Source organism: Clostridioides sp. ES-W-0016-02, assembly GCF_020641035.1.
In the GTDB taxonomy this organism is placed as follows: Bacteria; Bacillota; Clostridia; order Peptostreptococcales; family Peptostreptococcaceae; genus Clostridioides.
In genome coordinates, this window is sequence record NZ_CP061361.1 from 1,469,801 (window position 1) to 1,495,225 (window position 25,425).

General features: G+C 27.9%; 25 protein-coding genes. 24 read left to right on the plus strand and 1 reads right to left on the minus strand.

From position 1 onward, the window contains the following. Positions 1–59 precede the first annotated feature (59 nt). Positions 60–2,183 carry a peroxiredoxin gene (locus IC758_RS07110; RefSeq protein WP_227432778.1) on the minus strand — a complete coding sequence of 708 codons (2,124 nt, stop codon included), beginning with the start codon at positions 2,181–2,183 and terminating at the stop codon, positions 60–62. A gap of 264 nt (positions 2,184–2,447) precedes the next feature. Here IC758_RS07110 and IC758_RS07115 point away from each other — a divergent pair, with 264 nt between their 5' ends. From IC758_RS07115 to IC758_RS07230, 24 genes are all read left to right on the plus strand, one after another. Beyond that, positions 2,448–2,696, plus strand: a complete 249-nt coding sequence (locus IC758_RS07115; protein WP_255612780.1) for a hypothetical protein — start codon at positions 2,448–2,450, stop codon at positions 2,694–2,696. 164 nt (positions 2,697–2,860) lie between these two features. Then, on the plus strand, positions 2,861–4,252 hold the full coding sequence (locus IC758_RS07120) for a UbiD family decarboxylase (protein ID WP_227860841.1): 1,392 nt from the start codon (positions 2,861–2,863) through the stop codon (positions 4,250–4,252). Between the two features lie 122 nt (positions 4,253–4,374). Then, positions 4,375–5,844 carry a VanW family protein gene (locus tag IC758_RS07125; protein WP_227860842.1) on the plus strand — a complete coding sequence of 490 codons (1,470 nt, stop codon included), beginning with the start codon at positions 4,375–4,377 and terminating at the stop codon, positions 5,842–5,844. Between the two features lie 64 nt (positions 5,845–5,908). After that, positions 5,909–6,502: a GAF domain-containing protein gene (locus IC758_RS07130; RefSeq protein ID WP_227432784.1), complete on the plus strand. Its 594-nt coding sequence runs from the start codon at positions 5,909–5,911 to the stop codon at positions 6,500–6,502. 130 nt (positions 6,503–6,632) lie between these two features. Next, positions 6,633–8,033, plus strand: a complete 1,401-nt coding sequence (locus IC758_RS07135; protein WP_227855086.1) for a tetratricopeptide repeat protein — start codon at positions 6,633–6,635, stop codon at positions 8,031–8,033. Between the two features lie 180 nt (positions 8,034–8,213). Further along, entirely contained in the window at positions 8,214–8,585 is a 372-nt protein-coding gene (locus IC758_RS07140; RefSeq protein ID WP_227432786.1) for a CidA/LrgA family protein, read from the plus strand. After that, entirely contained in the window at positions 8,578–9,267 is a 690-nt protein-coding gene (locus IC758_RS07145; protein ID WP_227432787.1) for an LrgB family protein, read from the plus strand. Before IC758_RS07140 ends, IC758_RS07145 begins: the two co-directional genes overlap by 8 nt. A 511-nt stretch (positions 9,268–9,778) precedes the next feature. Beyond that, the gene (locus IC758_RS07150) at positions 9,779–10,645 is read left to right on the plus strand and encodes a YitT family protein (protein ID WP_227432788.1); all 867 of its coding nucleotides are present in this window, start codon (positions 9,779–9,781) and stop codon (positions 10,643–10,645) included. A 245-nt stretch (positions 10,646–10,890) separates the two neighbouring features. Beyond that, positions 10,891–11,700: an MORN repeat-containing protein gene (locus IC758_RS07155; RefSeq protein WP_227432790.1), complete on the plus strand. Its 810-nt coding sequence runs from the start codon at positions 10,891–10,893 to the stop codon at positions 11,698–11,700. Positions 11,701–11,859: 159 nt separating this feature from the next. Beyond that, on the plus strand, positions 11,860–12,924 hold the full coding sequence (locus IC758_RS07160) for a CAP domain-containing protein (protein ID WP_227432791.1): 1,065 nt from the start codon (positions 11,860–11,862) through the stop codon (positions 12,922–12,924). Positions 12,925–12,951: 27 nt separating this feature from the next. Continuing rightward, complete coding sequence (locus IC758_RS07165; protein ID WP_227432793.1) at positions 12,952–13,671, plus strand: polysaccharide deacetylase family protein; 720 nt, start codon at positions 12,952–12,954, stop codon at positions 13,669–13,671. Positions 13,672–13,695: 24 nt separating this feature from the next. Further along, positions 13,696–14,280, plus strand: coding sequence for an anthranilate synthase component II (locus IC758_RS07170; RefSeq protein ID WP_227432795.1), 585 nt, complete (start codon positions 13,696–13,698; stop codon positions 14,278–14,280). 1 nt (position 14,281) lies between these two features. Continuing rightward, entirely contained in the window at positions 14,282–15,631 is a 1,350-nt protein-coding gene (gene pabB / locus IC758_RS07175; protein ID WP_227860843.1) for an aminodeoxychorismate synthase component I, read from the plus strand. Continuing rightward, complete coding sequence (locus IC758_RS07180) at positions 15,621–16,361, plus strand: aminotransferase class IV (RefSeq protein ID WP_227831167.1); 741 nt, start codon at positions 15,621–15,623, stop codon at positions 16,359–16,361. Before pabB ends, IC758_RS07180 begins: the two co-directional genes overlap by 11 nt. A gap of 36 nt (positions 16,362–16,397) precedes the next feature. Continuing rightward, positions 16,398–17,099 carry a hypothetical protein gene (locus IC758_RS07185; RefSeq protein ID WP_227432800.1) on the plus strand — a complete coding sequence of 234 codons (702 nt, stop codon included), beginning with the start codon at positions 16,398–16,400 and terminating at the stop codon, positions 17,097–17,099. 25 nt (positions 17,100–17,124) lie between these two features. Beyond that, complete coding sequence (folE, locus tag IC758_RS07190; RefSeq protein WP_003429416.1) at positions 17,125–17,697, plus strand: GTP cyclohydrolase I FolE; 573 nt, start codon at positions 17,125–17,127, stop codon at positions 17,695–17,697. A gap of 66 nt (positions 17,698–17,763) precedes the next feature. After that, positions 17,764–18,555, plus strand: a complete 792-nt coding sequence (gene folP / locus IC758_RS07195; protein ID WP_227432802.1) for a dihydropteroate synthase — start codon at positions 17,764–17,766, stop codon at positions 18,553–18,555. Positions 18,556–18,565: 10 nt separating this feature from the next. Next, on the plus strand, positions 18,566–18,931 hold the full coding sequence (gene folB, locus IC758_RS07200; RefSeq protein ID WP_227432804.1) for a dihydroneopterin aldolase: 366 nt from the start codon (positions 18,566–18,568) through the stop codon (positions 18,929–18,931). Beyond that, a complete protein-coding gene (folK, locus tag IC758_RS07205) occupies positions 18,924–19,418 on the plus strand; it encodes a 2-amino-4-hydroxy-6-hydroxymethyldihydropteridine diphosphokinase (protein WP_227860844.1) in 495 nt (164 codons plus the stop codon). Before folB ends, folK begins: the two co-directional genes overlap by 8 nt. Further along, positions 19,411–20,196, plus strand: coding sequence for a 3-deoxy-7-phosphoheptulonate synthase (gene aroF, locus IC758_RS07210; protein WP_227860845.1), 786 nt, complete (start codon positions 19,411–19,413; stop codon positions 20,194–20,196). Before folK ends, aroF begins: the two co-directional genes overlap by 8 nt. Positions 20,197–20,459: 263 nt before the next feature. Next, positions 20,460–22,250, plus strand: coding sequence for a DNA primase (dnaG, locus tag IC758_RS07215; RefSeq protein WP_227823712.1), 1,791 nt, complete (start codon positions 20,460–20,462; stop codon positions 22,248–22,250). A gap of 17 nt (positions 22,251–22,267) precedes the next feature. Next, positions 22,268–23,434 carry an RNA polymerase sigma factor RpoD gene (rpoD, locus tag IC758_RS07220; protein ID WP_227432810.1) on the plus strand — a complete coding sequence of 389 codons (1,167 nt, stop codon included), beginning with the start codon at positions 22,268–22,270 and terminating at the stop codon, positions 23,432–23,434. 148 nt (positions 23,435–23,582) lie between these two features. Then, the gene (locus tag IC758_RS07225) at positions 23,583–24,272 is read left to right on the plus strand and encodes a tRNA (adenine(22)-N(1))-methyltransferase (RefSeq protein ID WP_227432811.1); all 690 of its coding nucleotides are present in this window, start codon (positions 23,583–23,585) and stop codon (positions 24,270–24,272) included. 13 nt (positions 24,273–24,285) lie between these two features. Then, on the plus strand, positions 24,286–25,383 hold the full coding sequence (locus IC758_RS07230; RefSeq protein ID WP_227831164.1) for a Nif3-like dinuclear metal center hexameric protein: 1,098 nt from the start codon (positions 24,286–24,288) through the stop codon (positions 25,381–25,383). Positions 25,384–25,425: the final 42 nt, after the last annotated feature.

Here is a 25,425-nt window from a genome sequence, read left to right on the forward strand (position 1 = left end):
AATATAATGCAATCTGCTTTTTTATATGGCAAAAGTATAAAATTTTATATTATGTCTAATTAGAATTGACCATAAAGACCTTCAAGTTCTTCTTTTAACAATTCAGGGTCATTTATACCAATAGACATAGTTCTAGCTAATATATTTGCCTGGTCATAAGTTGATGTCCAAGAGAATACACCACCTAAACAGTTTCTAAGCACATATTGAGTTTTTAAGAATATAGATAATGAATCATCATATGACATTGCAAATTCTCCATCTTTAACTAAATATGGAACCTGAGCAACTCTATCAAATCTATATTCATATCCATTTTTATTTATATAATCTTTTCTAAGTTCATCATAAGTTCTTGTTATAGTGGCACCTAATCTTCCATAAAATGGAAGGCCAAGAAGGATTTTTTCAGAAGGCATTCCAGCATTTTCAAGGTTTCTAACCATTGCATCAACACTATATCCTGGTAAGGATAAGTCTGAGTCAAAAAGGTTTGCCTGATGTTTTCTGCCATTTGGCCCTGTTTCACCTGCTGTGAAATCATAACTCATAAGATTAAAATAATCTATTATTGGAGCTATTTTATCTATTTCAGCACTTGAGTTTATATATCCCATATCCCCTGTTCCAGCTACACTAAGCCATTTCTCATCTCCTATAACGTCTCTTATAGCTGTTAGTAAAAGTGTGAAATTTTCTCTATCTTGAGGTCTCGATTTTATACCAGCTGCACTACTTCCAGGATATTCCCAGTCGATATCAACTCCATCTAAAGCATATTCATTTATCATTTGATTGACTTGTCTTGCAAAGTTATATCTGGATGTAGGCGTTAAAGCTGCATCGGAGAATCCTTCAGCTCCCCAACCACCAATGGCTACAATTACTTTTAAGCTAGGCTTTTCAGCTTTAAGCGCAAGCAATTGGTTTAGGAATCTAGGATAAGGAATAAATAAATTACCATATTGGTCTATTTCAGCAAATGCAAAAATAACTGCATCTAATAACTGAGCATCTACATTAGTTGGATTACCAAGAACATATTCCATTACAATAGGATTTATATCTGGACAATTTATATTTTCAACTATTGGATTATATGGGTCATTTATTTGTGGTCTAACTAACTTCTTTGAGTCTTTTAATGTTTTCATAGCTATTTTTTTAGAATTTTTTTCACTTGTATAATCATAGTTTTTATAATTTTGTTTATAGAAATCCTCATAGCTATTATCTTCTTTATCGCATTTATCATAGCTATTATCCTCTTTACTACATTTATCGTATTTGTATTTTATTTCATCACAGGATTTATCTTTAAGTTTATCCTGTTTGGAGTTATGAATTTTGTTAGTATTTTTAGTATGTTTTTGTTCACAATCACAACTATCTTTAACATCCTTATTGTATTCTTGTTTATGGTCATGAGATTTGTTTATACACTTAATATTTTCTTGTTCGTAATCATTTTCAATATTTTTAGTATGTTCTTTTTTACAACTGTAAGTATCATCAATATTTTTAGTATATTCTTCATCTGTGTAATTATCTGGCACAAAACATAAGTACCAATCCATACATGAATACTTTTTATTACAACTATTTACTCTATTTTTTAACTCTTTATAGTTTTTAGGATATGGCAAGATAACAGGCATTCCAGGGAACCAGTTTGCAGGAGTAACTACATTATCTCTATCACTAGTTTGAAGAGCATCTACTATTCTAAGTATTTCTGGTATATTTCTTCCTGTAGTCAATGGATAATAAAGAATAGTTCTTAATATTTGATTATTATCTATAATAAATACAGAACGGATAGTAGATGTATCACTCATTGGTTTTGATATCATGCCATATAATTTGGCAATTCTCATATCTCTATCTTCTATGATAGGGAATGGGATTTCTACACCTGTAAGTAAAAACATATTGTACATCCAAGCTAAATGAGAGCTATTGCTATCAACACTTAGGCCGATTAATTCTGTATTTCTTTTCTTAAATTCATCATAATATTTAGCAAAGCATAAAAATTCAGTAGTACAAACTGGTGTAAAATCACCAGGATGTGAAAATAAAACAACCCAATTACCTTTGTAATCAGACAGTCTAATAGGGCCATCTGTTGTATTGGCTTTAAAATCAGGAGCCTTGGATCCTAAACTTGGCAAATTTGGCATGTAAATCACCCCTCAATAAATTATCATTTATTTCATTCTATTAATTAGCACAGATTAGTGTTACTATTTTATTAAAATGAAGGAATACTAATGTCAAAAAAAGATATTTATTAAAAATATTTAATATTTTCGTAATATAAATGACAATAATAATTGCTATTTTTTTACTAATTTGGTATAGTAATGGATAAGGGGTAGTGTCAATATTAGTGATTATACGAGGTGATTGGATTGAAAAAAATTCTAAGAATTTTAGTTATCTCCATGATGATATGTTTTGCAATGACTTTTGCATTAGTATTAATAAATTCAGTTATGGGAGTACATGTAGGATTGGATTATTACTTTTTAATGGCGAGTGTGCTTACAGTATGCTTGACTACAGGAGTTGTTTTATGCAATGCTAGAAAAATATTTGCTAACAAAACTATACATACAACAAGAATGAAAAATGTCAGTGCTAATAAAAAACAAAAAAGTCATTCTAGGGATATAAAGAGAAAGATATCATAATTTATGTAAAGGAAATATTTATGTATAAAATAATGATTGGTAGGTAAAATAAAAACACGATTTAACTTGTGTTTTTATTTTTTTTCAGGAATTATGATATAATAACCAATAAGAAATTTAGTTTATCATAAATATAAATATTGCTAAATAGAGAGGGAACTATAATGAATTTTAGAGATTTATTTGAAAAAACTGTAGATTTTATTGATGAAAAAAGAAAATCTATAGTAGCAGTTTCATTATCAGCATTAGGCATACTTGTTTTAATCATAGTATTTTTCTTAAGTAGTAATGAATTTAGTGTAGGAAATGAAGCAAATGAGTTGTTAAAAATTGTAGAGAAAAGACAATACTCTATTGCTGTGGATTACTATGCAAGTGTAGATAAAAAGTTTTCTGATTCAAAAATGGAAAGGTTTAATAAATCCATTTCTAAAAAAATAAATAAATTATTATTAAATAGTGGTGACAAATATTTAGATGGAGATATAAGTCAAGAAAGTTTTATTGGATTAATAAATACAGTAAAATCATTAGATAAAATAAATATAAATGTAGATGATTTAATAACTCAAGCTAATAGAGTTGGAGAAATGTATAAAGAAGAAAATATTACTTACAATGTGGCAATTTCTTACATAAATACTATTTCAATTTTAAATGGTATAGGTGGCAACTTAGATGTATACAAGCAAAATGTAGAAACAATTAAAGAATCCAGAGATGTTTATGACTCTGCAGTAAAAGACCAAAAAGTATATAAATATTATGATGCTATTGAAAAATATAATAAAGTATTAAAAGAAGACGAAAAATATTACAACCTAGCTCAAAACGCTAAAAAACAATGTGTTGAAGAAATGTATGATTACTATATAAGTAAAGCAGAAGAAGCAAACACTTCTGGTGATTATGAGAAAGCATTACAGTATATAGACTATCTAAAAGAAGACTATTCAGACGATGAAAAGGTACAAAGTTTAGAGAAGAAATATAAAAAGAATTTATCATTGTATACTTTAACATCTGATGACATTATAAATATAATCTCTAAAAAAAGTGGGAAAGAAAAGGCAAATCTATCTATAAACTCACTTCCACAAATGGTAAAAAACGATAAATACTATTATGCTGAGGTATATGAGTATGATAAATTAATAAATGAAGTTTTAATAAGTGCAAAAACTAAAGATTTATATTCATATAAAGATGGTAAAAAACATTATAAGGTGGACTATGGAGAAGGATATTTTAGAATATTAGAAGATGGAAGCTATCAATTTGGTATTACTAAAGATAAAGCTAAATTTGTGTTGACTAGTACTCTTGATGAAAAAGAAAATAAATACAAAAAGGTTGATATATTGGATATAGAAAAAGCTGATAAATATGTAAAAAGTAAAAAAAGTTTAGAAGAATTATTTGGAAAACAAAAAAATATTTATTATTATGCTGTAGTAAACAAAGGTTTATTTAGAGGAAAAGAAGTTTATGCTATCAACATATACAATGAAAAAATATATTCTATATCAGAAAAAGGATTGAGTGAATATTAGTTATTTATATTATAATGTTAAATTATTATATAATTAAAAAGTTTTTGGGTTTTTAAGGCACATTATGTAGTAATATAATAGTAGGTGTATATAAATAATTTTATTGTAAGGAGAAGTAAGGGATGATTAATGTGAACAAAAAGCTAGTTATAGCTATTGGAGCTGTAGCATTATTATTAGTAATATTTGTAGGTATAATGTGTATACAGTTTAAAGGGGAGAAAATAGCAAAAAACACATATGTTAATGGCATAAGTGTTGGAGGATTAACTAAATCTCAGGCTAAGCAGGAATTAGCTAAAAAATACAATTTAGATAATGTTGAATTTAATTACAACGATAGAAATTGGAAAGTTAAAAGTCAAGACCTAAATTTATCTGCTGATTTGGATAAAACTGTAGAAAATGCATATAATTTAAATAGAAAGAATGGTTTCTTTAGCAACCTATCAAAAACTATTTCAGCAAATTTTGGTAAAAAGAGTGATTTAGTAGTAGTAACAAATTATGATAAAAATAAGTTAAAAACAGAAATGGAAAAAATAGCTAAAGAAATAGATGTAGAGGTAAAAGATGCAACAATTGATATAAGTAGTGATAAGGTAAAGGTTGTACCAGATTCTGATGGCCTTAAAATGGATATTTCTAAGAGTATGAATAGTTTTGACAGTCAGATTAAAAAAGGAAAGTATACAAATAAGTTAGTGGTAAAAGCTACTTCAGCAAAAATAAAAAAAGAGCAACTTGCTAATATAGACACAAATTTAGGTAAATATGCAACAACATTTAAAACTTCTCAGGTAAATAGAAGTATAAATATAAAATTAGCAACAGATAGTATAAGTAATATTTTACTTATGCCAGGAGAAACTTTTTCGTTTAATGAACATACAGGAAAAAGAAGCAAAGCGAATGGCTACAAAAGTGCTCCTGTTATAGTAGAGGGAGAAATGGAAGAGGATTATGGTGGAGGAGTTTGTCAAGTTTCATCAACTCTATATAATTCTGTTTTATATGCAGGCTTAGAAATTACTAATGTAAAAAATCATACTATACCATCAAGTTATGTTCCAAAAGGAAGGGATGCCACTGTTGCAGACAGCGGAATAGATTTCTTATTTAAAAACAATCTTAAGCATCCAATTTACATAAAAAATTATGTTTCAGGAAATCAAATTGTTTGCAATATATATGGAAGTGCAGAGGATAAACAAAATATAACAATATCAACAAAATTAGATGGAGTTTCACAAACTACAATGAAGAGGGTCAATGATTCTTCAATGCCTAAAGGAAAAGAAAAAGTAGATAAGAGTGGAAGAAATGCATACTCTGTATCAACATATAGAACATTTAATGGTGCAAATGGCAAGAAAATTAAAACTGAAAAAATAGCTAATTCATATTATCCTAAGAAGGAAGGTATTATATTAGTTGGAACTATGGAACCAAAACCAGAAGAAAAGCCAAAGACAGATGAAAATAAAGATAATCAAAATACAAATAATCAAAATACAGATAATAAACCAAAACCAGAAACACCACCAACTGATAATAAACCTAGTGAGACACAACCACAACCACAAGCTTAAAGTTCTCAAGAATAGGATTTATGTAGAGTATTAAAAAATATAAATCTAAATAGGAGGGATTACTTTGAATTTAAATAATATAACTAATTACGTTCAAAGTATTTGCGAGAATATTTCTAATGTGTTAGATGTAGATGTTACTTTAGTTACAAAAGATTTGACTAGGATAGCAGGAACAGGAATATTCAGAGGTAAAATAGGAGAAACAATATCAGAGAAATCTGTGTATTCTCTTGTTTTAAAAGATGGAAAATCCTATGTTATAAATAAGGAAATAGAAGAGAACTGTAATAAGTGTGCAAATAGAGAAAACTGTAAAGAGTTAGCAGATATCTGTACTCCTGTTAAAATGGGAGAACATATACTTGGAATATTGGGTATAGCTGCATTTAATGAAGAGCAAAAAGAAAAGATACTTTCAAAAGATAAGGAATTAACTGCTTTTGTAAGGAGTATGTCTGATTTAATATCTTTTAAATTGGATGAACTATACAAACAAGAGGTTAAGACTATGGATGACCTTGAAAGAGAAGCTATAGAAAATGCTATCAAAAAATATGGCAGTAATACAGAAGGAATGAAAAAAGTAGCAGAAGCATTGAATATAGGTATAGCTACTCTTTATAGAAAAGTAAAAAAATTCAACATTAAAAGTTAGTAATATTGTAAAAAAGGTAACCTTTTCATAAAAAGAATTGGATTACCTTTTTTATTGTGATAATAATGGCAAAAAATGTATAGTTTTGACTTGACATATTAAATATGTTATCTTAAATATATATTTTGAAGTGGAGGTGATTATTATTTTAGTAAAAGATATAAAACAAGATATAGAAAACATGCCTAGAAAAATTTTAGATATATCTTTGATAGAAGAAAATAAAAGCGATTTAACTTTTTTTAACATAGAAGAAGAAGATGGTGATGAGACACTAAAAGCATTAAAACAAAGCTATGTGACTACTAATTATAAAGAAGAGACTCTTTTAAATTTACAAGGAGCTTTGAAGTCAAAGTCAGATACAACATCAAAGGAGTTAAAATTAGAATCATATAAAAGGTACAATAATGCATTGGACTTAGCGTATAAAGACTATATAACTAGTGCTGTTAATATGGTAAATAAAGCTTTAGAAATAAATCCTAAAGATATTGATATATTAAATCTTAGAGGGCTTCTAAAGTTATTAAAATGCGATTTTGCTAAATCATTTGAAAGTTTTTATACTGCTCTATGTTATGAAAATAATCATATATCAAGAAAATATGTTAATTTAATTTCATCTGAAGATTTCAAAACATTTTTAGGCAGATACAATCATTCTATAAGGTTTATAAATGAAGAAATGAATTATGAGTCAATACATATTTTGGAGAATATAGTAGAGGAAGAACCACAACTAATAGAACCATATGTAATCCTATCTTTATTGTATGATAAACTAGGTAATGTAAAAAAGAGAGAAGGATATTTGGATAGACTCAAAGAGATAGATAAAGATAATCCAGTATTTGAAAAAGAAGAAGAGAAACCAGAAGATACAAGTAAAAAAGAAGAGGAAAAACGAGTTAAAAAGAAGAAGAAAAATAGCTTACCATATATTATATTTGCTTGTATTGTAATTGCAATGGGTGTATATTTTATTCAAAGTAAAAAGAGAATAGAAACCTTGAATAATCAGATAAGTAAGAAAGATGAGAAGTTAACTGAAACTGATAAAAAACTGGGTGAAACAAATAAAGAATTAGAAAAAACAAATAAAGAGTTAGATGAAGCTAAAAATAAAGAACCAGAAAAAGAAATCACTGTAGCTAATGAGGAAGACTTATACTATAAGGCTTTAGATTTAAAGAAAAATAAAGAGTATGAAAAAGCGATAGATAGTTTCAAAAGTATAGTTTCCTCAGGAAAAACTAAAAAATACATTTCTGAATCAATATATCAATTAGCAATAACAAATAAAGCATTGAAAAATAAGGATGAAGCTATAAAGTATTATAAGAAGTATATAAATACGTATACTAAAAATGACCAGTACTATGATGATTCATACTATGAGTTAGGCATGCTATATTATGATAATGGAGATTTAGAAAATGCAAAAAAAACTTTTTATAGTTTAAGAAGTGAAGTTCCAGATAGTATGTATAACAATTCAAAAATAAAAGAAATTTTAAGCAAAAAATAGATTTATATAATTAAGTTTTTTGAAACAACCAAGTATGTATTTTATTAAATTAAAATAAAAATAAATTTAAAGAGAGATTGTATTAAATCATAACTTTCTATTTGAAGAAAGATATTTGCTTGTTTATAAGACTACAAATATATGGTTTGAAACAATCTCTTTAGTTTTTGGAGGTGGAAAATGAAAGTTTTCAATCAATTAGTAATAATTTTATGTATATGGGTAATAGGAGAGTATATAAGTTCATTTATACAAAGTGTTATACTTATTCCTGGGAGTATAGTTGGCATGCTATTATTATTCCTATTGCTACAATTTAAAGTGTTGGATTTAAGCAGTATAGAAAATATAAGTGGATTTTTCCTTGATAATATGGCTGTATTTTTTATACCAGCGGGAGTGTCTCTTATAAAATCACTAGACCTAATAAAAGAAAATGTATTAGTACTTTTACTAGTTATATGTCTAAGTACATTAGTAGTAATGTACACCACTGGAATTATAGTGGAAAAAATGATAAAAAAGAAGGAAGAAGGACAAAAGAATGTATAATGTATTACAAACACCAGTATTTGGTATAATAGTAACAATCGTGTTTTTTAATTTAGGGAGATACATTCAGCGAAAAACAAATAATCCTATATGTAACCCTATGTTAATTGCTATTGTAGGAATCATATTATTTCTAAGCATAACAAAAATTCCGTATGAAAATTACAAGATAGGAGCAGATAGCATAAATTTCTTTTTAGGACCTGTTACAGTAGTGCTTGCAGTTCCACTTTATAAACAGTTTGAATTATTTAAAAAGCATATGCTTGAGATTGTTATAGGAATAGGTTGTGGTATAATAATTTCTTTTGCATCTGTATTAATAATTGGTAAAATAGCTAATTCAGATGTAAGTATAATAAACTCACTTATTCCAAAATCTATAACAACACCAATGGGAATATCTTTAGCAAATTCTTTAAATGGTGTAGAGTCAATAACAGTAGTAGCTATAATTTTTACAGGTATTTTTGGTGGGATGGTTGCTTCAACTGTATTTAAACTTGGAAATATAAATCATCCAGTTGCTAAAGGAATTGCACTTGGGACATCAGCACATGCTCTGGGAACAACTAAAGCTTTTGAACTTGGAGAAGTAGAAGGAGCAATGAGTGGAGTTTCTATTGGGGTTTCTGGTACGATTACAGTAATATTAATCCCAATTATAATGAATTTTATGTAAAAATATAAAGTAACAATAGGCGTCTTTGAATACTTAAAACAAAATAAAATAAAAAAATTTTAAAGTAAAAACTGAATGAAAAAATTGCAAATAATGAAATAAAAAAATCATGTACTGAAATTATAAAAATAAAAATTTCATTTAAAACTTAATTATGAATAAAGAATTATATGGTTAAGTTTACTAAAATACTATAAAAATAAATATTTAAGAAAAAATACTATAAATTTACTATATTGCAAGTTGCATAATATATAGTATCATATTGTGCTAGAAGAATTTTAATTTGGAGCATAAATGAGAGAATTTAAGTACTTTGAAATTTTGGAATATAAAAAAATGCACTAGACATATATATAAAAGATACTATAATAGATGATGTAATAGATGACAGTTCAAGAAACTCTATGAAAAAATTTGCTTGAAATATTATCTATTACATCAGTAATAATATATATAAAAGTAAGTTTTTAAAATTCTAAAGATTTATAAGAATTGAAGGGAGAAAGAAATGAGTGAAGTTAAGAATACCCTACAAAAACATCCAGCTTTAAGATATTCAACAATGCTACTGGGGATGTTGATGACATCTATAGGAATAAATGGGTTCTTAAGACCAGCACATCTATTAAGTGGAGGTGCTACAGGTATAGCAACATCTATAAACTATTTGACAAATATCAATGTGGGTCTATTAACATTTTTAATCAATATTCCAATATTTATTTTAGGTTTTATATACCTAGAAAAAGAATTTTGTATTTCAAGTTTATTAAATATGATTGTATTTTCATTATTATTAGGTGCAACTCAGGAAGTAAGTAATATCATACCTATCAATGATATATTACTTCAAAGTGTGTATGGAGGTATATTATCTGGTTTAGGAGTTGGTATTGTATTTAGAACTAGGTCTTCTCAAGGTGGTACAGACATTATAGCTGCAATACTAAAAATTAAGAAAAATATAGAAATGAAAGATACTGCTTTAGCAATAAATGGTTTGATAGTACTTACAGGAAGCTTTTTATTTGGTTTAGATTTAGCATTATATACTCTCATAGGATTATTTCTAAATGCATATTCAATGACTTTTATTAAAGATGCAATGAATTATCAAAAATCTGTTATGGTAATGTCAACTGAAGTCGATTTGATAGCAGAAGACATAATGAGAAGTTTAGTTAGAGGTGTAACTTTCTTGGATGCAGAGGGTGCATACACTCATCAAAAAAAGAAGATTATATATACAATAGTTGCATCAAGTGAGATACCAAAGATAAAGGATATAGCTTTAAAATATGATAAAAAAGCATTTATATCTGTAAATGATGTTACAGAGGTAAAAGGAAGAGGATTTAAAGCAAAAGACTTATAAACTATAAAAATATAAGCTGAGGGTTTGTAATATGTAAATTTATATATTATAGTCCTCAGCTTCTTTTATTTAAAAATATAATAAATATGGTTTATTTACTATTTGTGTATCACTTTAAAAGAGGTTATTTTAAAATTAAAATTGAAAAAATTACTCAATGTGTAGAAAACATGACCAGTATTAGGATATAATAAATTTAATAGATTTAATAAAATATCTATGAATAACGTTGGAGGAATGGCATTATGAATTTATCTAAAGAATATGTTGATTTGTATGATAATTATTTAAAATATATAAATGAAGTAAATAAAGAGATTAAGAGCATAAAAAATATGAAAAAACGTGTTTTAAAAAAGGGTGATTTTGCATCAGAAAGTGAAGTCTTGGAATTAGAAGGAAAAACAATTCGTGATATAGATGATGTCGATACAAAAAAGCCAAAAAACAAAATATATAAATTTTCTAATGGAGATGTATATGTAGGAAAGTTTTTAGAAGGAAAGATGGAAGGTCAAGGTTCATATACTTTTTTTGTAGATGAAGGAACTGATATGGAGTACATAGGAGAATTTAAACAAGATAAAAAAAATGGAAAAGGAAATTTTGTATTTTCAAACGGTAATGAGTATATAGGTTATTTTGAGGAAGACATGATGAATGGCATTGGGAATATGCTCTATAACAGTAAAGATGAATATATTGGAACTTGGAAGAATGGCAAAAAAGATGGAAAAGGTATTTATAAATGGAATGATGGATGTATATATGCAGGAGAATTTAAAGGTGGAAAGATGGAGGGATATGGTATTTGTTATAATAGTGAAGGAGAAATACTTTATGAAGGAGAATGGAAAAATAATTTGATTCATGGAAAAGGAACTTACATATGGTCAAAAGGAAAGAAGTATGTAGGAGAGTTTATGCATGGTAAAAAACATGGTCAAGGTACTTTTTATCTAAATAATGAATTAGTTTATGAAGGAACTTGGAAATTTGATAAGCCATCTATCTTTGATAGAACTTTAGATGAAATATTTTCATTAAGATTGTAGCTTTATCTATTAATAGGTAAAGCTTTTTTATAATACTTATTAAATAAAAAACATATAAAGAGATGTTAATAGGATTTAATTAGTATATATTATCAGTATTAATACATGATAATGTATATATTAGAAATTTTTAGTGAAGCTTTTTAAAGGAGGAATATATTGAAAAAATTAATTGCTTTAGTATTAGTAATACTTATTGTTTTATTTTATAGTCCTGAATTATTGAGAGAAGTAGATGATTTGAAGGAAAAATTTTTTCAAAGCGAAATATGGAATGAGTTTTTAGATAAAATAAACTTAAGTGATAATTCAAAGAAAAAGGAAGATGAGAAAAATCAAAGCTCACAACTAAATAATAATGGAGAGAATAATTTAAACGAGACTAATATAAAAAATTTTGAAAAACTAAATTTAGGAGAAAACTTAAATCAAGTTTTAGCTAATATTGGAAAGCCTGGTAGAATTGATACTAGTGAATATGGATTTGACTGGTATGTATATAATCAATATGGAAAAGATTTTGCAATGGTTGGTGTTGAAAATGATGAGGTAGTTGCACTTTACAGTAACTCTATGAACTCATGTGAAAATCAAGATATAAAAATAAATCAAGATAGACAAACAGTAAGAAACAAGATTACTCCATTAAAATATAAGAAAAAAGGAAATACTAGATATATAATAAATTCAGAAAATCAATATGATATAATAAATAAGGAAGGTAAATATATTACAATTTTCTACGATATTCATGAAAAAAATAGAGTTTGTTCATATTTAATAATTGATAAAAGTACAGAAGATGAGTTCAAAGAATTATATCCAACTGATAAAGAAGAACTTAAAAAATGCTTTGAATTTGAAATTATAGACCTTGTAAATAGTGTTAGAAATCAAAGAGGATTGAATTCACTAAGATACAGTGAGCAAGCCACTTTAAGTTCAAGAAAACACAGTGAAGATATGAGAGATAATAATTTTTTTGACCATATAAACAAAAAAGATGAAACTCCTTTTGATAGAATGAAAAGAGAAGGAATAATATATACTTCAGCAGGAGAAAACATAGCAGCAGGACAGATTAATGCAATATATGCACATGAAGCTTGGATGAATTCAGAAGGACATAGAAAAAATATTTTGGGGAATTATAATAATATTGGAGTTGGAGTAATATTTGGAGGAAGTTATAAAACGTACTACACTCAAAATTTTTATAAATAACTAAAATATTTGAAAGGAAGTTTAAAAATGACACCAGGGAAAAAAAAGACAATATTTAAGAGTTTAATAGCAGTAGTCTTGTTTTGTGGAATAATACTAATAGCCAATTTTAGTAAAGTTTCTGCTTTAATGATGGAAACGAATGAAAATATTTTAATTAAACATGGTTCAAGGGAAAAGAAACTAATAGCAATTACCTTTGATGATGGACCTCATCCTAAAGAAACTGATCAAGTTTTAGATGTGTTAAAGAAGTATAATGTAAAGGCTACATTTTTTATAGCTGGAAAACATGCACAGTGGTATAAAGAACCACTGGTAAGAGCAAGTAAAGAAGGGCATGAAATAGGAAATCATACTTTTAATCATCCTGATATAAGCAATTTAACTTCTAGTCAAATTGAAGAGGAGATTGTTAAGTGTGAAGAAATTTTAAAGAAAGTTACTGGAAAGAAACCTACATTATTTAGACCACCATTTGGGAGTTACAGAGAAAAGGATTTAGTAGAAATTGCAAAAAAGCATGATTACAAAGTAGTTTTATGGACAGGCGTAGATGTGAGGGATTGGAAAAATCCTGGAGCTAATAGTATCGCAGATAAAATAATTAATAAAGTACAAAATGGAGATATAATACTTTTACATGACTATGCAACTGATGATACAGTCAAAGCTTTGGATATATTTATTCCAAAGATGATAGAAAAAGGTTTTAAGTTTGTTACAGTTTCTGAATTAATTAAATAATTTTTTTGGGGGGAGATTTATAGTATGATTCTCATGATAGACAATTATGATTCTTTTGTGTATAACTTAGTACAATACATAGAAGAATTGGGGGAAACAGTTATAGTAAAAAGAAATAATGAAATAACATTAAGAGATATTGAAGAACTAAATCCAGAGATAATTGTGTTATCTCCAGGTCCATGTTCTCCAAAAGAAGCTGGGGTTTGTATAGATATTGTTGAATATTTCAAAGATAAGAAGCCTATACTAGGAATTTGTTTAGGTCACCAAACTATTGGACATGTTTTTGGTGGTAACATAATAAAAGCACAACAACCTGTTCATGGAAAAGTATACAGTATAAACCATAGTAATAAGGGAGTTTTTAGTAGTCTTAAAAATCCTTTAAATGTTACTAGGTATCATTCGCTTATAATTGATTCTGATACAGTTCCAGATGAACTTGAAGTTACAGCAACAACAAGTAAAGGTGAAATAATGGGAATTAGACATAAGAAGTATTTAATAGAAGGAGTACAATTTCATCCAGAAGCTATTTTATCAGAGTATGGTCATGAAATGCTGAAAAACTTTATAAAAGAAGCTAGGGAAAGGATACATAGATAAAATGATAAGAGAAATAAAAACTAAATTAAATTCTTTTGAGATATTTACTATTTTTAAAAATGAAAATGATAGTTTTATATTAGATAGTGCTATGGACAAAGAAAAGTTAGGAAGATATTCTTTTATAAGTAGCCAGCCATTTAAAGTGTTAAGATATAAAAATACTGATGAAAATCCATTAGAAAATTTGAAAAAAGAATTAGATAAATATAAAGTTGTAAATAAAACTGACTTACCGTTTATAGGTGGAGCTGTAGGATATTTGTCTTATGATTTGGGAAATTATATAGAAAAATTACCTAGAACTGCTATAGATGATATTGAGATGCCTGATATGTATTTTGGATTTTATAACCATGTTATAGTAATAGACCATTTGAAGGGAAAAACTTACATAGCCACTCCAGATATAGATATAAAAGTAGAAGAAAAAATAATAGCTGATATAGAAGAAAAAATATTAACAGGAGAGAAAAAAGGAATAGATAGTATATGCTATCAGGAAAAAGATGTAAAACCTATTCAACTTAAATCTAACTTTACAAAGGAAGAATTTAAAAATGCAGTTGGAAATGTTAGAGAGTACATAAGACAAGGTGACATATATCAAGCTAATTTGACACAAAGGTTTAGTGGGGAAACAGAATTGACAAGTTTTGAGTTATATAGAGATTTAAGAAGATTTAGTCCAGCACCATTTGGAGCATTTTTAAATTTTGAAGAAGCACATATCTTATCAAATTCTCCAGAGAGATTTATAAGATGTATTGATAAAAAAATAGAGGCAAGACCAATAAAAGGCACTCGACCAAGAGGCAAAAATAAGGAAGAAGATTTAAAGCTTCAAGAGGAACTTAAAAATAGCGAAAAAGATAGAGCAGAGTTACTTATGATAGTGGATTTAGAAAGAAATGATATTGGTAGAATATCCAAAACTGGAAGTGTCAAAGTTCCAGAGTTGTTTGTAATTGAACCTTATGCAAATGTAAATCATCTGGTTTCAACAGTTGTAGGTGAACTAAAAGATGATAAGGATGCTACTGATATAATAAAAGCAACTTTTCCAGGTGGTTCTATAACAGGAGCACCTAAAATTAGAGCAATGGAAATCATAGACGAACTGGAACCAACACAGAGAAATGTATATACTGGTTCAATTGGATATATAGGTTTTAATGGTGATATGGATTTTAATATAGCAATTAGAACTATAATAAAAAAAGACAAAAAAGTATACTTCCAAGTTGGAGGAGGCATGACTTGGGATTCTGACCCAGATGAAGAATACCAAGAAACACTAGATAAAGCAAAATCTATAATGAAAGCCTTGAGGGGATATTATGAAGAATAATTTAAGCTTTAATAGTAGCTTGAGTAAATTTGGAATTGGGTTATTTGAGACTATTAAAGTTAAAGATGGTATAGCTATAGATTTAAATACACATATAGATAGGATGCTCAATTCGATAACATGTTTGGATTTGAATATAAATTATGAAAAGCGATTTCTAATAGATGAAATTATTAAATACATAAAAAAAGAAAATATTATTAATAAAGCACTTAGGATTACCGTTTTTGATGAAGGTTACAATATATCTATTAGAGAAATTCCATATAATAAAGAAGCATATAATAAAGGTTTTAAATTGACTATATCTCCTATAGTTAGGGGAGATAGCCTAATTTATAGACATAAGACTACTAATTATTTTGAAAATATATATACTAAAAATATTGCAAATAAGAATGGATACAATGATGGTATATTTATAAATTCAGATGGTGTGATTTTAGAATGTTCTATGAGTAATATATTCTTTATAAGAGGAAGTAAAGTATATACACCCAGTAGTAAATTACCAATTTTAAATGGAACAATAAAAAAAAGGATTATAAAGATTTGTGACGAATTACATATAGAGTTGATGGAAAATGAAATTAACATATCAGAAATTAGTAGTTTTGATTTTGTTTTTGTCACAAATAGTCTTATGGGAGCAATGAAAGTTACAGAAATTGACAAGACAGAATTTGGCAGAGAAAATATTATTTTTAATAAAATAATAGAGTGTTTGTAATAAATTAAAATATTAACAATTTATTGGAGATAAGAGATGGCAAGTCATACTTATAAAGTATATAGTGAAAATATTAAAAAAATAATAGACAATCCAAATACATTAGCAGTATTTCTAGTGGGTTCTAGTAAAGATGTAGATTTTAGTTTTTATAATGTAGAAGTTAATGATATTGATGTATTCGTTTTTGTAAAAGAAGGGGAAAAACAAGAGCGAGTACTGTTTGAACAAAAGGGAATAGAATTTGATATAAATTATTTTTCAAAAGATGGTGTAAAAAAATTATTGTCAGATAGAGAGTACTTCTTTGTGAAAGAGATGAAGGATGCTAAAGTACTATTTGATATGGAGAATATATCCAATACTATAAAAGATATGAGCAGAGATATTTACTTAAAAGGTCCTAGCAAATTGTCTTTAGAAGAAAAGTCTTTTTTAAAACAAGATATTGAAACAAAAATATCAAAGTTGAAAAATAAAGAAAAATTTGATGTTTTTGAATATCATTTTTTGACGAATTTATATTTAAAAGATATAATAATTGGGTACTTTAATATAAATGATAAATGGGTACCAAAAGATAAAAAATTGCTAAAAGTTTTGAAAAAAGAAAATAAGGAACTTTTTAACCTAGTATCAAAGGTAAGTGAAAGTTATGACTATCAAAAACTTTTAGATGTTTATAATTATATTTTTAAAGAAATTGAGACAAAAAAGATTATAAAATTAATCTTCTAGTCACGAGTCAATGGGGGGAGTTTAAATGAATAAAGTAGATAAAGAAAAAATACAACATGCAGTAAGAGAAATATTAGAAGCAATTGGTGAAGACCCAGATAGAGAAGGTCTAATAGAGACTCCAAATAGAGTTGCTAGAATGTATGAAGAGATATTCTCTGGTCTTAGTGAAGAACCAAGAGACCACTTAAAAGTTCTTTTTGCAGATGAAAAGCATGAAGAACTAGTACTAGTAAAAGATATTCCATTTTATTCATGCTGTGAGCATCATTTGGTTCCTTTTTTTGGAAAGGCACATATCGCTTATTTACCAAAAGGTGGAAGACTTACAGGGCTTTCTAAGCTTGCTAGAGTAATAGACACATTAGCAAAAAGACCTCAATTACAAGAAAGAATTACTAAAAATGCAGCAGACATAATAATGGAAGAGCTACAGCCATATGGTGTTTTAGTAGTAGTGGAAGCTGAACATATGTGTATGACAATGAGAGGTGTAAAAAAGCCTGGTTCAAAAACTGTTACATCAGCAGTTAGAGGTATATTTGAAAAAGATATTGCATCAAGAGCTGAGGCTATGAGTTTAATTACTATGAAGTAGTAAATTATTGTAGATAAAAATCGTTTGATAAGATATAAATTTTAATTTAAGGGAGTGTCATTAACTGTGTTTGATTATGGTAAAAGAACTTATATAATGGGTATATTAAATGTAACTCCAGATAGTTTTTCTGATGGAGGAGACTTTAGTAATTTAGACATAGCAATAAAACATGCAAAAGAAATGGTTGAACAAGGTGCTGATATAATTGACTTAGGTGGTGAATCTACACGTCCAGGTCATAGATATGTAGATTCAGAGGAAGAACTAAGAAGAGTAATCCCTGTGATAAAAAAACTTAAAAAAGAATTAGATATACCAATATCAATAGATACTTACAAGGCAGATGTTGCAGAAGAAGCTCTAAAATTAGGTGTCACTATGGTAAATGATGTTTGGGGGCTTAGAAGAGATAAGAATATGGCTTCTGTAGTAGGAAAATATGATGCAGAAGTATGTATAATGCATAATCAAGATGGGACAAACTATGACAAAGATATAATGGAGTCAATAAAGGACTTCTTTAAAGAGAGCATAAAAATGGCAATAGACTGTGGTGTAAAAAAAGAAAAAATAGTTCTTGATCCAGGGATAGGGTTTGGGAAGACATTTGAGCAAAATATAGAAGTATTAAGAAGATTAAATGAATTGAAAGAATTAGACTATCCTATTTTACTTGGAACATCTCGAAAATCAGTAATAGGAAAAGTACTTCCAGTTGAACCTAAAAAGAGATTGGAAGGAACAATAGCTACTACTGTACTTGGAATAAGAGATGGTGTAGATATAGTTAGAGTGCATGATGTTTATGAAAATTTAATGGCAGCTAAAATGACTGATGCAATATATAGAAAGTAGGTGTAGTATAATGGATAAAATATTACTTAGTAATCTAGGATTCTATGGATATCATGGTGTGCTTAAAGAAGAAAATTTTCTAGGTCAGAAATTTTTTGTCGACATGGAACTTTATGTTGATTCAAGAGAAGCAGGACTTAGTGATGATATAAATAAATCTGTAAACTATGCTGAAGTTTATAGTGTTGTTAAGGATATTACAGAAAATAAACAATTTAATCTTTTGGAGGCTTTGGCAGAGAATATTGCTGAAGAAGTCTTAAATAAATTTAACCTTGTAAATGGAGTTATGGTTAGAGTTAGAAAGCCAGAAGCTCCTGTAAATGGAATTTATGACTACTTTGGTGTTGAGATAAGGAGAACAAGAGATGAATAAGGCTTATTTGGGAATAGGGACGAATATGGGCAATAGATTTGATAATCTATCAAAAGCATGTGAACTTTTGAGAGATAGTGATTCTATATATGAAGTAAAAGAATCAAAATTATATGAAACAAAGCCATGGGGATATACAGAACAAGCAGATTTTCTAAATATGTGTGTAGAGATAGAAACAGAGTTTGAACCTTATGAGTTGTTAGAATATTGTCAAAAAATAGAAGAAGAATTGCATAGAAAGAGAATAGTACATTGGGGTCCAAGAACTATTGATGTAGATATACTATTTTTTAATGATGTAGTTTCAACTGATGAAAGATTACTAATACCACATCCAAGGATTCAAGATAGAGCTTTTGTTTTGATACCACTTATGGATTTGAATGAGGAACTTTTAATAAATAAAAAATCAATAAAAGAATATTTAAATCTCCTATCTGCTAAAGAAATAGAAGAAGTAAAGGAGCTTGTAGGTTATGAGTAAAAACCTATTTAATGATAATTCAAAGATAGTGATAAATACAAATAATAAAGAAATAACTGTAAAAGAAGATAAACTTGTAATAGCTGGGCCATGTGCAATAGAAAGTTATGAGCAACTTTTAAAGACTGCTAAATTTGTAAAAAGTCATGGTGCAAATATTTTAAGAGGAGGAGCATATAAGCCAAGAACATCACCAAACTCATTTCAGGGATTAAAAAAAGAAGGTCTTGAAATATTAAAAGCAGTTAAAGAAGAGGTTGGGATAGCTGTTATTACAGAACTTATGGATATAAGAGATATGGATGAATTATATAGTATCAGTGATATAATTCAAATTGGCTCAAGAAATATGCAAAACTTTACTCTTTTAAGTGAAATCGGAAAACAAAATAAGCCTGTTATGTTAAAAAGAGGAATTGCATCAACAATTACTGAATGGATAGGTGCAGCAGAATATATAGCAATAGAAGGAAATAGTAACATTATAATGTGTGAGAGAGGTATAAGAACATACAATGATTATACTAGAAATACATTAGACTTAGCGGCTGTACCGATTATTCAAAAAGAAACGGGACTTCCTGTTGTAGTAGACCCAAGTCATGCTACTGGAGTTAGATATTTAGTAAAACCTATGTCAATGGCATCACTTGCATGTGGAGCAGATGGAATAATGGTAGAAGTTCATCCAGACCCAGAAAATGCTCTATCAGATGGGATTCAATCTCTCTGCTTTGATGAATTTGAAGATTTGATGAAATCAATTAGTGTTTATTAAAAAGAGGCAAGAGCCTCTTTTTTATTCGTGATAGTTTTGATGTAAATTTATAAGATAATAGATATATAATTTAATAGTTAGATTATTTGACATAAATAAAAATCTAATATTGATGTAATTAACATAAAAAATAAAAATTTTTTGATTAATAAGAAGGATATCAATAAAAAAAGTCGAATTCTGTATATTGAGTGATTGACAAATTTAGAATATAGTGTAGAATAGAAATGTTAACACAAAAAATTACACCAGAAGGTGATAATATGAATGATATAAAAGACGTTATCGAAGAAATAAAAGCTAGATGTGATATAGCAAGTATAATATCTGAATATATGAATATAAAACAATCTGGAGCTAATTATAAAGGATTATGTCCATTTCATGGAGAAAAAACTCCATCTTTTTATATAAATACATCAAAACAAATTTATAAGTGTTTTGGCTGTGGTGAAGGTGGAGATGTGATAAATTTTGTCATGAAAATGGAAAATTTAGATTTTATGGATGCTGTAAAAATTTTAGCAAATAAATGTGGTATAGAAATTAATACCAACATGAATGAAGAAACTAGAATGAAAATAGAGAAATCTAAAAAGTTTCAAGATATTCATACAGAAGCTGCTAGATTTTATCTTTCAAACTTATTGGGAAGTAAAAATCTTGGGTATGAATATTTAAGGATTAGAGGATTAGATGATAAAATAATTAAAAAATTTGGTCTAGGATTTTCTTTGGATTCATGGAATTCTCTTATGAATGCTCTTATTAATAAAGGGTATACAAAACAAGATTTATTGGAGTGCGGTCTAATTGCAAGAAATAGAGATGGAACTAATTGCTATGATAAATTTAGAAATAGAGTTATGTTTCCTATATTTGATTATAGAGGAAATATAATTGGATTTGGAGGAAGAGTACTAGATGATTCTTTACCAAAATACTTAAATTCTCCAGACACATTAATTTTTAATAAAAAACAAAACTTATATGGACTAAACTTTGCTAGAAAAAATTTAGATAATAAAACTATAGTCTTAGTTGAAGGATATATGGATTTAATTTCACTTTATCAGTATGGTATAAGAAATGTAGTAGCAACCCTTGGAACAGCCTTGACTGAACAACAAGGTATTTTAATAAAAAGATATGCGGATACTGCTATTATATCTTATGACTCTGATGAAGCTGGAATAAAAGCGACTTTAAGAGCTATAGATATACTTATTAAATTAGGTATTACTGTAAAAGTTTTGGATTTGAAAGACTCTAAAGACCCAGATGAATTTGTAAGAAAGTACGGACTTAGTGATTATAAAAAGGCAATGGATGTTTCTACTCACTACATAAAATATAAAATAGATCATCTTAAAAAAGAATTCAATATTCAAAAAGATGAAGAACGAGTGAAGTTTGCAAAAGAAGCTTCTAAGATTATAAAACAATTGACAAGTCCTGTAGAAATTGATTTTTATACAAAATATTTAAGTAATCAAATAGATATTAATGTCGAGTCTATAAAAAGGGAAGTGTATGGTAAAAACTACAATAAGCCATATAATAATAAAAACCAGAAAAAGATAGAAGAAAAAGTAATTGAAAAAGTCGAAGTTAGACAAGATGGAAAACAATTAGTTGAAGAAACTCTAATAAAAATAATGTTAGAAGACAAAAAAATTAGAGAAATAGCTCTACTTAAAGTAGAAGAAAGTGATTTTTTATTGAATGAAAGTAAAGAAATTTTAAATTACATGATTAAAAATCAAGAATTGGACAAAATAACTATTGACAAATTGAAAAGTTTAAACATATCCGAAGAATACTTAAAAGAATTAAATTCAATTTCTTTGAATAGTATAAACTTAGAGAACACAAAAGAAATAGAAGGAATAATAACAAATATCAGAAAGAACTCATTAGAAGAACAAATTAATAACTTGTTGAAAGAACAACAGGAATTAGAAAATAATAATGATATGAAAGAGGTAGATGGTAAAGTTATGGAAATTGCTTTAAAAATAGTTGAGATAAATAAAATTTTAAAAAGCTTGTAGAGAAAGGAGGTTTGAGTGTGGAAAATAAGTCGAATAAAAAAGAGTTAAAAAAAGTTACCGCTAAGACACTAATAGAAAAAGGAAAAAAGCAAGGTTCATTGACGCTTGCAGAAATAATGGAAGCTTTTTCTGAAACTGAACTTGATAAGGATCAGGTAGAAAATCTTTATGAAACTTTAGGTAATTTGGGAATAGAAATAACAGAAACAAAGAACTATAAAGCTGATATAGACTTTTCGGCTACTGATGACGATTTAAATATGAGCCACATAGATGAAGATGCAGAAGTAATTTCACATGAGGACTCTTCTGCAATAGAAATAGAAACTGTGGATTTATCTTTACCAAAAGGGATAAGTATAGACGACCCTGTTAGAATGTACTTAAAAGAAATAGGAAAAATTCCTCTACTTAAGCCACATGAAGAGGTAGAATTTGCTAGAAGAATGCATGAAGGTGATGAGATAGCAAAGCAAAGATTAGTTGAAGCGAACTTAAGACTAGTTGTAAGTATAGCAAAAAGATATGTAGGTAGAGGTATGCTTTTCTTAGACTTAATACAAGAAGGAAATTTAGGTCTTATAAAAGCTGTTGAAAAATTTGACTATACAAAGGGCTATAAGTTTAGTACTTATGCAACATGGTGGATAAGACAAGCTATAACACGTGCTATAGCAGACCAAGCGAGAACTATAAGAATACCAGTGCATATGGTAGAGACTATAAATAAATTAATAAGAGTATCAAGACAACTACTTCAAGAACTTGGAAGAGACCCAAAACCAGAAGAAATTGCAAAAGAAATGGAAATGACAGAAGATAAAGTAAGAGAGATAATGAAAATAGCTCAAGACCCAGTGTCTTTAGAAACTCCAATAGGAGAAGAAGAGGACAGTCATTTAGGAGATTTTATTCCAGATGATGATGCACCAGCTCCAGCTGAGGCAGCAGCATATTCTTTACTTAAAGAACAAATAGAAGATGTACTTGGCTCATTAAATGATAGAGAGCAAAAGGTATTAAAGCTTAGATTTGGTCTTGAGGATGGAAGAGCTAGAACTCTTGAAGAAGTTGGAAAAGAGTTTGATGTAACTAGAGAAAGAATAAGACAAATAGAAGCAAAAGCACTAAGAAAATTAAGACATCCAAGTAGATCAAAAAAACTTAGAGATTATTTAGATTAAAAAGATACATCATTAATGTTTTTGCAATAAAGGCCATGGGATAAGTGATATCTCATGGCTATTTTGTGGTAGAGATTTTATATTATTTTTTATCTTGGTTTTAGTTTAAAATCAAGAACAAATAAAAAGATTGAAAGGAGATATATCTTTGAAACTAACAGATAGATTATTAAAAATAGCATCATTGGTGTCAGATGGTAAAAAGATAGCTGATATAGGAACGGACCATGGATACATACCAGTTTATTTGCTAAAGGAGGAAAGAGTTCCATTTGCAGTGTTGGCAGATGTTAATAAAGGACCTCTTGACAATGCACGAAAAGAGGTCATACAGAACAATCTTTTAGAGAAAGTCGATTTACGATTGGGTTCTGGTATAGAGGTACTAGAAATAGGTGAAGTTGAAGAAGTAATAATTGCTGGTATGGGAGGTATATTGATAAGTGAGCTTCTAGAAGCTAAAAAAGAAGTAGCACATAGTATAGAAAAATTGATATTACAGCCTATGCAGGCACAAGAAGAGCTTAGACGCTATCTTCTGAATAATGGATATGAAATTTTAACAGAGGTTTTAGTGAGAGAAGATTTTAGGATATATGAAATAATAGTTGCCAAATATACAGGTAAAAATACTATAATAGAAGATGAGATACAGTTTGAAGTTGGAATAAAACTTTTAGAAAATAAAGATTCTCTTTTTTATGACTTTGTAGAAAAAAAAATAAAAACATATAGTGCTATAGTTAATCAACTAGAAGGTAAACATGGAGAAGAAATAGATAGGAAGAGAGAAGAAAGTAAAATAGCAATAAGAAAACTTGAAAATTTAATAAAATAAATAGGAGGTAAATATGTTACTGAAGAGTCTTACTAGAAAAATTGAAAAAAAGTATCCTCTAAGCTTAGCTGAAGATTGGGATAATGTAGGTCTTATAGTTGGAGATTTTGATATGGATGTAAAGAAGATTCTGGTATCCTTAGAAGCCAATGAAAATGTAATCAATGAAGCTATATCTCAAAATGTTGATTTAATTGTTACACATCATCCTTTTATATTTGGAAAAATTAATAAGATTAATAGCGCAGACTTAAAAGGTAGACTTATACAAAAACTCATTAAAAATGATATAGCCCTTTATTCTATGCATACCAATTTTGACATAGCATTTGATGGTCTAAATGATTATTTCATGGAAATTATGGAATTTAATAACTCAAAAGTTTTAGATGTCACTGAAAATGAGACTTTATACAAACTTGCAGTATATGTTCCATGTAATTATTCAGAAGTGTTGAGAAAGGCACTAAGTAATTCAGGAGCAGGCCATATAGGAAATTATAGTAACTGTACATTTTCGATAGAAGGAGAAGGTCAATTTAAGCCATTAGAAGGCTCAAATCCGTTTCTTGGAAGTATAAATGATATAGAAAGTGTAAATGAGGTTAAAATTGAAACTGTAGTACCACAGAAGCGTTTAGGTGGAGTGATAAGTTCTATGATAGATGCACATCCTTATGAAGAAGTTGCTTATGATTTGTACAAGCTAGAAAACAAAGGAAAAACATTTGGATTAGGTAGAATAAGTAAACTTGATGAAAGTACAACATTAGAAAATCTTTCTAATAAAATAAAAGAAAAATTAAATATGAAGCATATAAGGGTAGTTGGAAGTCTTAATACCGAGATAACAAAAATTGCTGTTGTAACAGGAGCTGGTTCTGAGTTTGTGAAAAAGGCTAAGAGACAAGGCGCAGATGTTCTAATAACTGGTGATGTAAAATATCATGAGGCACAAGATGCACTTGATATGGGAATATGTATAGTAGATTGTGGACATTTTGATACAGAAGATATATTTAAACATGTTATGAAGAGATTTTTGGATGAATTTGAAGAGATTGAAACAATAAAAAGTAATGTATATTTAAATCCATTTAGTATCATTTAATGGTACTTGATAATAAAAGCACTATATAAAAAATAAATTTGA